The sequence below is a fragment of the Cupriavidus sp. BIS7 genome (assembly GCF_000292345.1).
In the GTDB taxonomy this organism is placed as follows: Bacteria; Pseudomonadota; Gammaproteobacteria; order Burkholderiales; family Burkholderiaceae; genus Cupriavidus.
Genome location: NZ_ALOU01000024.1, coordinates 1 through 9,566 on the forward strand (window position 1 = coordinate 1; position 9,566 = coordinate 9,566).

7 protein-coding genes are annotated in these 9,566 nt (G+C 66.3%); all 7 read right to left on the reverse strand.

All coding sequences use genetic code 11. The features are described 5' to 3' along the window. Positions 1 to 184: 184 nt before the first annotated feature. The 7 genes from B552_RS0109960 to B552_RS0109990 all read right to left on the reverse strand — a co-directional run bounded on the left by B552_RS0109960 (position 185) and on the right by B552_RS0109990 (position 9,539). On the reverse strand, positions 185 to 2,620 hold the full coding sequence (locus tag B552_RS0109960) for a CHASE2 domain-containing protein (protein ID WP_019448872.1): 2,436 nt from the start codon (positions 2,618 to 2,620) through the stop codon (positions 185 to 187). Next, a complete protein-coding gene (locus B552_RS0109965) occupies positions 2,613 to 3,311 on the reverse strand; it encodes a response regulator transcription factor (RefSeq protein WP_026035512.1) in 699 nt (232 codons plus the stop codon). The genes B552_RS0109960 and B552_RS0109965 overlap by 8 nt, the downstream gene beginning before the upstream one ends. A 223-nt stretch (positions 3,312 to 3,534) precedes the next feature. Next, on the reverse strand, positions 3,535 to 4,905 hold the full coding sequence (gene pelG / locus B552_RS0109970; protein WP_019448874.1) for an exopolysaccharide Pel transporter PelG: 1,371 nt from the start codon (positions 4,903 to 4,905) through the stop codon (positions 3,535 to 3,537). Position 4,906: 1 nt separating this feature from the next. Next, positions 4,907 to 6,508 carry a GT4 family glycosyltransferase PelF gene (gene pelF / locus B552_RS0109975; protein WP_019448875.1) on the reverse strand — a complete coding sequence of 534 codons (1,602 nt, stop codon included), beginning with the start codon at positions 6,506 to 6,508 and terminating at the stop codon, positions 4,907 to 4,909. After that, the gene (locus B552_RS0109980) at positions 6,505 to 7,491 is read right to left on the reverse strand and encodes a hypothetical protein (protein ID WP_019448876.1); all 987 of its coding nucleotides are present in this window, start codon (positions 7,489 to 7,491) and stop codon (positions 6,505 to 6,507) included. The genes pelF and B552_RS0109980 overlap by 4 nt, the downstream gene beginning before the upstream one ends. A gap of 3 nt (positions 7,492 to 7,494) precedes the next feature. Beyond that, positions 7,495 to 8,964 (reverse strand): PelD GGDEF domain-containing protein, encoded by a 1,470-nt coding sequence (locus B552_RS0109985; RefSeq protein WP_051003553.1) that lies wholly within the window; start codon positions 8,962 to 8,964, stop codon positions 7,495 to 7,497. 23 nt (positions 8,965 to 8,987) lie between these two features. Continuing rightward, positions 8,988 to 9,539 carry a transporter gene (locus tag B552_RS0109990; protein WP_035879673.1) on the reverse strand — a complete coding sequence of 184 codons (552 nt, stop codon included), beginning with the start codon at positions 9,537 to 9,539 and terminating at the stop codon, positions 8,988 to 8,990. Between the last annotated feature and the right edge of the window lie 27 nt (positions 9,540 to 9,566).

Here is a 9,566-nt window from a genome sequence, read left to right on the forward strand (position 1 = left end):
GGGCAGGGGGAGAGGGCCAGGGCTCACGCGCCCCGCCAACGCAAAAAAATATGCCCGCGCCGGGGTACGACGCGGGCATGAAGGCCGTGGATGCGGAGTCCGCGGCCCCCAGATCGTAGGCAATTTTTGCATTGGCGATTGCCAACAATTGTGTCTGCCGAAGGTTGCGTCGGTGCAGGTTGCGTCAGTGCAGGCGGCTGCGCAGCGGCAGCCAGATCGAGAACGTTGCGCCCTGGCCCGCCTCGCTTTTCACCATCACTCGTCCGCCGTGGCGCTCGGCCACGGTCTTCACGAATACCAGACCCAGTCCGCTGCCTGACGGCGCATCGGCGCCATGCGCGTGCACACGGCTGAACGGCCGGAACAGCCGCGCCTGCGCTTCCTGCGGGATTCCCGGCCCCTGGTCGGCCACCTCGATGGCCATATAGGGGCCGAGCCGCCGCAGCCGCACCGTCACGGTGGTGTCGGGAGGGCTGAACTTGATCGCATTGCTGACCAGATTGGCGATAGCGCGCACCAGCAAGGCCGGCGCCGCGCGCAGGGTCATGCCTTCGGCATCGACATCCAGCCGCAACTCGACGCCGGCCGCCTTGCCCAGCGCCCACAGTTCGTCAGTGGCGTCGAGCACAAGCTGCGTCAGATCGACCTCGGCAAACTCCAGACTCTGTGACTCAGCCTGTGCAAGCCGGATGAAATCATCGGCCAGCGCCAGCGTGCGATTTGCGTGCTCGCCGATGCGCCCAAGCAGTTCGGCTTGCGGCAACGCGCGTTGCGGCCGCGCCTGCAGGTCGATCAGCGCCAGGATAGACGCCTGTGGCGAACGCATGTCGTGCGAAAGGAAGTGCAGCGCCTGCTCGCGCTGGCGTTCGGCGCGGCGGATCGCGGTGATGTCGATCAGGCTGACGATCACGCCGGCCGGGCGCCCTGCTTCACCGTGAAGCGGCGCGCCGTGGAGCAGGTAGCGCCGATCGTCCTCGGTGGCCAGTTCCACGCCGTGGGAATCGGCCGATGACATGACGGGCGCATCGACTTCTAGCGCGCCGCACAGCGCATCCCAGTAGGCCAGCCCGGGGCCCGGCACCGCGAACATGGCCTCGATGATGTCCGGAAGCCCGGGGCGAGCAAGGCCGCCATAAAAATCCCCGCCCGGCATGTCCCTGAGGTCGTTGGCGTAGTGAACGCCGTCGATGCCCTGCAGCACCGTCGGCACCAGCGCCACCGCGCGGCGGTTGGCCACCAGAATGCCGCCATCGAGATTGCAGATTACGGTTGCCTCGGGCAGGCTTTCGAGCCCGTCCGACAGGAAGCGCCGCATGTCGCGCAGGCGTGCGGTCATGGCGTAGACGGCCTGCATGCGGCCATCGAGCGAATGGTCGATACGCGCGGCGGGCGCCGGCAGAAGCCCTGGCTCATAGGTCAGGCGCGCGAGTTCCTCGGAAAGAAATCGCAGCGCGGCCTCCTGGCGTCGCCAGCTCCAGAGCGGATAGATCATCAGGCAGCCAATTACCGCTCCCGATGGCGCGAACCACAGGTGCATACCCCCCGGCAGCCAGAGGCTGCAGCCAATCAGCGCGGCCACCAGCAGCACGGTGGCGATCAGCGCATCGCGCGGCGACAGCATCAACGCGGCCAGCGCGGCCAGCAACACCGGCAGCGCTGTCGCCAGCCAGCCAACCAGCGGCGGTACCGTGACGATGCCGGTGCCATCGAGCAGTGCCTGCAGCGAATTGGCAAGGATTTCCACGCCACTCATGCCGCGCCCGTCGCGCGATACCGGCGTGGGGAACACATCGCCAAGCCCCGTGGCCACCGCGCCGATCAGCACCGACTTGCCATGGAAGAAACTGGGGCCGATCTGGCCCGACAGGACATCGAGCACAGAAACTCGTGCGAATGAGCCCGGCGGGCCCACATACGGGATGCGCAGCCGGTCCTGGCTGATCCAGCCGGCGCTGTCGATTTGCGTGGCGCGTTCATGGCGAAACTGTTCCGGCGTGACTGGCGATGGTTGCCCGGCCCCGGCCATTGCCGCAGCGAAGTGCCAGATTGGCGGGCCGTCGCCATCGCCTTCGCGCAGGTAAACCTGCCGCGCCACGCCATCGGTATCCACTGCCATGTTGATATGGCCAACGCCTGCCAGCAGGCCGTCCATCGGGCCGCGCAGCACGGGTCCGCCAGAGCCCGCTTCCGCCACGGCGGGCACGATCACGTTGCCGGTCCGCGCCACGGCGTGAGCAAGGTCCGCATCGTCGGACGGATAGCGAATATCGCGCTCGGAAAGAATCACGTCGATGCCGATCACGCGTGGCTGGTCGGCCTGGATATGATCGACCAGCGCAGCCAGCACCGAACGCCGCCACGGCCAGCGGCCCAGCACGCCAATGCTCTCGTCGTCGATGGCGACGATCACGATATCGTTGCGTGCCGCGTGAGCCTGGCCCGAGATGGCCAGATCGAATACCGCCAGATCCGCGCGCTCGAACCATGCGAGCCGCGACGCGGCCAGCGCGATGACCAGCACGACAGCGGTGATCAGCGCCCATTCCACCTGCGTGCGGCGACGGAAACCAGTGGCGATGAGGTTGGCGCCGGCGGTTGCCTCGGTGCTGCCACTACTCATTTGAAGCCGTGGCTTCGAACCGGTAGCCATGCGAGTAGACCGAGGTCAGCCGCACACCGTGATCCGGACGCAGCGCCAGCTTGATGCGCAGGCGCGACATATGCGTGTCCAGCGTGCGCGACCCAGCCTCCATCGCCCGGCCCCAGACGGCCTGCTCGATCACGTCACGCGACAGCAGCCTGCCGATATTGCGGAACAGGAACAGCGCAAGGTCGAACTCGCGCGGCGAAAGGTCGGCGATCTGCCCGGCCAGCGCGATAACGCGGCGGCGCGCGTCCACCATATAGTCGCCCTGGCGGATCAGGTCGTCGTCGCGCACGGTCTCCGGGTAGGCGCGACGCAGCAGCGCGCGTACGCGCGCGATGAACTCACCCGGCCGGACCGGCTTTGCAAGATAGTCGTCGGCGCCAACGGCCAGGCCGGCGACGATATCGGATTCGTCGATGCGACTGGTCAGGAACAGGATGGGCGGCAAGTGCCCGGAATGCTGTCGAACCCAGCTGACCAGCTCATAGCCGCTGACATCGGGCAGTTGCCAGTCCATGATGACCAGGTCGAACGCCTGGTCGCGCAGCGCGCGCAAGAATGCGGAACCGGTCGCAAAGCTCGTGCATGTAAAGCCCGCCTCTTCGAGCAACTGACGAATCTGCTCGGCCTGGCTGGCATCGTCCTCCACTGAGGCAATTCTCATTCTTCCCTCTGATGACTACGGCCTGTGTCGGGCACGGCGGCGCCATGTTACCGAACGGTACCATGGCCCGTCGAGGCCACGTTAGAGGGGGAACAGCGCATGGAGTGTTGCAACTCCGCCGCATTACACATAGTTCATTGCGGGCGTAGCGGTTTCGTGGCGTGGCGGGTAACCAGAAGCCCCGGGGACACGGAAGACACCTGCCATGCGCCGCCCCGGCACCTCACTGCAACATATAGGTTTCGTACTCGAGGCGGTCCAGCTTGCGGTCGAGCAGGTACAGCGACAGCGCCACCACGATCAGCAGCGACACGGCGAAGCCATAGCCATACCAGGCCGGCCCGAGCGACAGCGTCAGCCGGGTCAGCACGAAGTTCAGCACCACGAAAGTTCCGGTCAGCAGCAGCACTTCGCGGCGCCGGTCCAGGTAGAAATAGATGTTCAGTACGCCCAGCAGCACCACCTGCAGGCTGGCGCCGATCACGTCCACATACAGCAGCGGCAGGTACAGCTCCGAGATGCCCAGCAGCCGCAGCACCCATCCGCCCACCACGAACAGCAGCAGCGAGGCAATCGCCTGCACCTTGACGATCTCGTACAGGCCCAGGCGGATGGTCTGCACCATCGTGTTGCGCATGTCCTCGATATGTTCGAGCGAACTGCCGCCGCGCACGGCGTTGTAGAACGCGTCGTAGTACTCAACGAAGTCCGTCTCGATCCGCACCAGGAACACCGCCATGCCCGGGATGATCGCCAGGTAGGCCAGGAACACCGGGATGTCGTAGATGATCGATGCATGCAGCGGCCCGATGACCTGCTGGCCCGTGGACGGTGAATACCAGAACATGAACTTGTCCAGCCAGATGCCAAGGTTGTAGAACAAGCCGATGGCCACCAGACTCGGATACGCGTAGCGCTTCTCGAACACCTCGAACGACATGAAACGGTGGCTCGTGTAGTTCCGGTAGATCAGCGTGATCATGCCGACCAGCAGGCACAGCTGCCCACCCACGAACCCGCCCAGCAGCCCTTCCAGCCCGTTCCGGCGGAGCACCAGCGCGGCAAGCACGGTGATCGTGTAGCCGATCAGGAACGTCCAGACGATGGCCTTGTACTGCTTCATGCCGGACAGGAAGATCGCCGCAATCCAGATATTGCTCATGATCACGAAGCCCGCAACCATCAGCAGCCGGTACAACACCGACTGCTCGTGGAACGCCAGGAACGCGCACGCCAGCCCGATTGCGCCGGCCAGCACCGTGGCAAGCAGCGCCACCGCGTGATAGTTCGACAGCACCAGGTCGCTGCGGCGCTCGAACAGCCGGTCCGATGTGAAGCGCGTAAACGAGAGCTGCATCGGCCCGGTCAGTATCAGGCTGCCCGCGATCAGGTTGGTCACCGAGACCTGGAACTGCGTGACCAGCATGTCCGGGATCACAAAGCCGACGGACAGCATGCCGATCAGCAGGATGCCAACGATCGACAGCACCCACGGGCCCGAGCTGATGACGCCCGCATAGGCGTAGGCGCCGATCAGCCCCGAAAGGCTGTCCCGCCGCAGCATCTTGCGTAGTTCGAATCCGATGCCGGCCATGTCAGCGTCCTCCCCCGTGCATTGGACATTTCGCCGGGCTTTGCGCCGGGCTGGCCTCGCCACGATCGCGGCGCGCGTTGTCCGGCATCGCCATCAGCGACGTATAGAGCGTTCGGTAACTGCCCACCATCTGTTCCTGCGTGTAATAGCGCTCCACGCGCGCGATGCCCGTCGCCTGCGCGGCCCGCCAGTATTCTGGTTCCCGCAGCAACTTCAGCGCGGCGCCGGCCAGCGCGGCCGGATCGGCGATGCGCACCACGTCGCCAGCGGCCCCCAGCGCCGCATCCTCGCCCGGCAGCCCGAACACCAGTTCGCCGCAGGAGCCCACGTCGGTCGTCACGCACGGCACGCCAGCCGCGAAGCCTTCGAGCACCACCAGCGGCAGGGCCTCGGAAATCGAACTGAGCACAAGCACACCCACCTTCGGCAGCAGGTCGTCGATCTTCTGAAAGCCAAGGAACTTCACCTTCTCACCCAGGCCGAGGCTTTCCGCCAGGCTGCGGCATTCACGCGCATAGTCCGGGTCTTCGTCCTCGGGCCCGGCAATCCAGCCTTCGGCGTCCGGGTACTCGCGCACCACGGTCAGCATCGCGCGGATGAACGTCTTGATGTCCTTGATCGGCACCACGCGGCCAATCAGGCACAGCACCGGCGGCACGCCCGGCGCACGTTTTTCGCGCAGGGCCGACAGGCGCGGCAGGTTGATCCCGTTCGGAATATTGCGCGTGCGTTCGGCGGCCGCGCCGTCCAGCACCTGGCGGCGGCGGTTGCCTTCGTACAGCGCCGTGATCTCGTCGCCGGCCTCATAACAGACCCGGCCCAGCGTTTCGAAGAAGCGCACCCAGAGTTCGCGGAAGTAGCTGATCTGGGAGATATCGCGTTCGAAGATATTGCGGTTGTCGCGGATCCACTGGCTCTGGAACAGGTCGATCTTGCGTTCCTTCGTATAGATGCCGTGTTCCGAGACCAGCAGCGGACGCCCGTTGCGATGCCGCAGCATCGCGCCAAGGAAACCCGCATAGCCCGTGGAAACCGTGTGGTAGACCTTGGCCGGGATCAGCCCGTCCGCAATCCGCACGAGTTGCCACAGCGGCTTGTGCATGATGCGGATGGTCCAGAAATAGTCGGTGAACGACGGGTCCGTGCAGAACTGCCGGTACTGGCTGGTGATGGTGTCCCACGCGCGCTTGCTGTACAGGAATGCATCCTCTGACAGCGCCCCGCCCGCGCGCAGCGCCGGCATCAGTTCGCGGATCAGTTCGCCAGCCTGCTCTTCCTTGCCCGGCTGGCGCAGCAGCGCGTGCAGTTCGTCCGAACGGTCGAAGGCCCGCGCGTCGCCCGCTGTGCCATGCACCAGCGGCGGCGGCGGAAAGTCGTAGAGAAAATGCGTTTCCAGATGGACCACGTTCTCCGGCAGCTTGTAGGCCATCTCGCCATAGTCCTGGCGGCGGCTGCCGATGAAAACGATGCCGAACCGGATTTCGGGGAACGCGCGGATCATCTGGTTGACCCAGCTCGACACGCCACCGCTTACGTACGGGAACGTGCCTTCCAGAAGCAGCATGACGTCCGCGGACGTTCCCTTGACCAGAATCTCGCTCATGATTGCCAATACCGCAGCAGGGGCCGCACCAGCGGGAGCGGCGAAGGACTGTCGAAAGTCGCCATCAGGCGGCGCACGGTGGCGTAGTCGCGTTCAAGGTAGGCCGCCTCTGCCAGTAGCGGCAGCACGCGTTCGCGTGCAAACCCCAGCGCTTCGGCCCGGGCCAGGAATTCGCGCGCCTCGCCCGGCGCGTTGCGCGTCAGCGCAAGCCGCCCGCGCATGTACCAGAGCGCGGCGTTGCTGTCATCGATCGCAAGCGCCGCGCTTGCGTAGCGCTCCACCTGGCTGGCGGTGTAACGGTACACGTCGCCTTGCACCAGGTTCTGGTAGATCAGTTCCCAGTACAGATCCGCCAGGCGCTTGTTGATTTCGCCGCGCGCCTGCGGCGTGTCGGCGGTCTCCAGCCGTGGCAGCTCGGCCAGGATCTGCTGCGTAAGCTGCTTTTCCGCGCCGTCGAGCATGCCGTAGGCCAGCAGCCGGATATCGTCGGCGCTATCGGCAAGCAGTTCGCGCAGCACCGGGCTAGCCGTGCGCGTCGGCATCGACTGCATGGCCACCAGCGCGGTCATGCGTTCGGGCAGTGGCGCCCGCGTATTGCCAAGCTGCGCACGCAGTCTGGCGCCGCCGCCGTGGGTCACGCGCTGGATCAGATGCGTCACGAATTCGGGCAACGCGACCGAGGCGATGCCATCGCTGTCGCGCCGGCGCGGGAACAGCTTCGAGAACAGCAGGCTGCCCGTGCAAACCAGCACGCCGCCCAGCGGCACAAAGAAGCAGAACGCGGCCAGGTAGCCATAGCTCCATGCAAACGGCGTGCGAAAGCGGCGCGGCAGCAGGCGCCACAAGGCCAGCCCCAGCAGCGCGGCAGCCCCACCCTGCAGCGTAAGGAACGCCACGAGCAACGGCAGCCCCGTGCCGCCGCGGAACAGCAGCGCGAGTGCGGATATCTGGAGGGCGGTGCCTCCGAGCGTGAGCTTGCCCATGGGTCAGCCCGTCCGTGCGCCGGTAGGCGCCGTGCGCGCGCCGGGGGCATCGCCAACCCTGGCGGTCGTGGTGGATGCCGCATCATCAAGCTGGCAGCGGTGCAGCAGGCGCATGAGCGCTTCCTCGCTGCCGGCGGCAGGCACCGACAGCGTGTAGACGCCGATATGCGCACTGGCGAAATCCGTGCCGAACTGCGCGCGAAGCATGTCTTCGATACGTACCAGGTAGGCGGAAACCGCCTGGCTGTCCGACAGCGGCATCAGCGTCAGCATTGCGCGGTGATGCGCGTTGCGGGCAGGCCAGGCCACGTCCAGCGCACGGCGGCTGCGCACCACCTGTTCGAACAGCGCGTCACGCGCCTCGTCGAGGTCGAACACCAGCGCCACCACGGAACTTTCGATGCCGGTTTCGTGCCGCAGCCGCGACAGCCGCGCGTAGTCGAGCGCGAAGGCATAGGGGATCGCCGGGGCGAGCTGCTGTATGCCATGTGTGGCATGGGCATGCTCGACCCCATCGGCGTAGTAGCCCATCAGCACCATCAATAGCTGCAGGTTCTCATAGGTCAGCGACAGGAACGGCATGCGCTCCACCACCAGCACGCCGATCAGGCGATCCGATGCAGCCAGCACCGGCGCAACGGCCACATAGCGCGTCTGCGCCTCCTGCTGCAGGCCGCTGGAACGCAGATGCGCAAGCTCGCGGGTATCAAGGCAGTGCCGCACGAGCGGATCGTCCACGTCGATATCGAACGCGGGGCCAATGCTTGCCACCGATTGCGGCAGCAGCCGGCCGCCATCGCAGGCGTAAAGCGCCGCACCTTCAATCTGGCAGGCCTGCGCCACCACCTGCAGCATCGGCTGCGCACCGGCCAGCAGACCGCCCTGACCGTCCTGCCCACCGCGCATCTCACCCTGCAGCGCCACCGCGCGCAGTTGCGAAAGCGTATCGCGCAGCGTGGTTGGCCGCGCCAGCAGGTCGTTTTCCAGCCGCGCATGCGAAATGCGCAGCAGGTAGTGGTTCTTGGTCAGCGCGGACAGCCGCTCGTCAAGATAGCGGTTCACGGCCCGCGCACGCGCCAGGCGCGTGTTCCACACATCGCCGAACTGCCCCGCCACCAGCACCAGCAGCAGCCCGCCCAGGAAGAACGTGCGCGGGAAGGCGTTGGTATGCACGCCAAACGCATCGAAGAAAAACCATCCGCCCAGCAGCATCAGCACCGCGCCCACGCCCACCAGCGTGCCGTAGCGCAGCGCCAGGATCACCGGCAGCAGCCATGCCCACGGAAAGCCCATGCCCAGCAACAGCGGGTTCTGCGGCAGGATCAGCCAGGTGACGCCCATCGCCACCGCCATGATCCCGACCATCTCGATGACGGCTGCCGCGCCGCTTCCCGCCGGCGCCAGCCAGCGCGCATAGCGCCCGCCAAGGCCGATGCCCTGCCCCTGGCGCCTTTGTTCCACGGTTCTGGCCACGTCTGTCACCCGTCCTTGCGCGCTCAACCTTGCATCAGCGGCGCCAGCAGGCGACGCAGCAGCTTCTGGGCCACGCCCGACAGCGACTCGCGGCTCCAGCCGGCATTGCTGCCCGTGGCGGACCACACAACCTGGCCGCTGGCCACATCGATCAGCTGCAGCGAGATGCCCACGGCCGGTTCGCCATCGACACCCACCTTGTAGCGCCATTCCTGCACGGCGCCGGTCAGCGCATAGCGCGCACGCTCGCTGCGCGCCCATTCAAGCGCCTTGCCCACCGATTCGCGCTCGGCCGGTTCAAACAGCGTCTCGGGGTTCAGGGATGCCGGATAGCGCTTCAGGTTCTCCATGCCGCCAGTCTTCAGCAGCGCCTCGGCAATCGCCTCGGCGCGCAGGCCTGCCTGCGGCGTCTCCGTGTAGTTGACGATCGGCAGCATGGCCACCGTTTCGCCGGGCGCCATATGCGGCGCGCGGCCCACGTCGGTCACCGCGCAGCCGGCCAGCCACAGCGCCATGCCAAGCGCGCCACACCACGCCCCTGCGCGCCCAATCGCGCGTCCCATGCGAGTCATCATCCCGTTCATGTTTCGATCCCCCTCGTT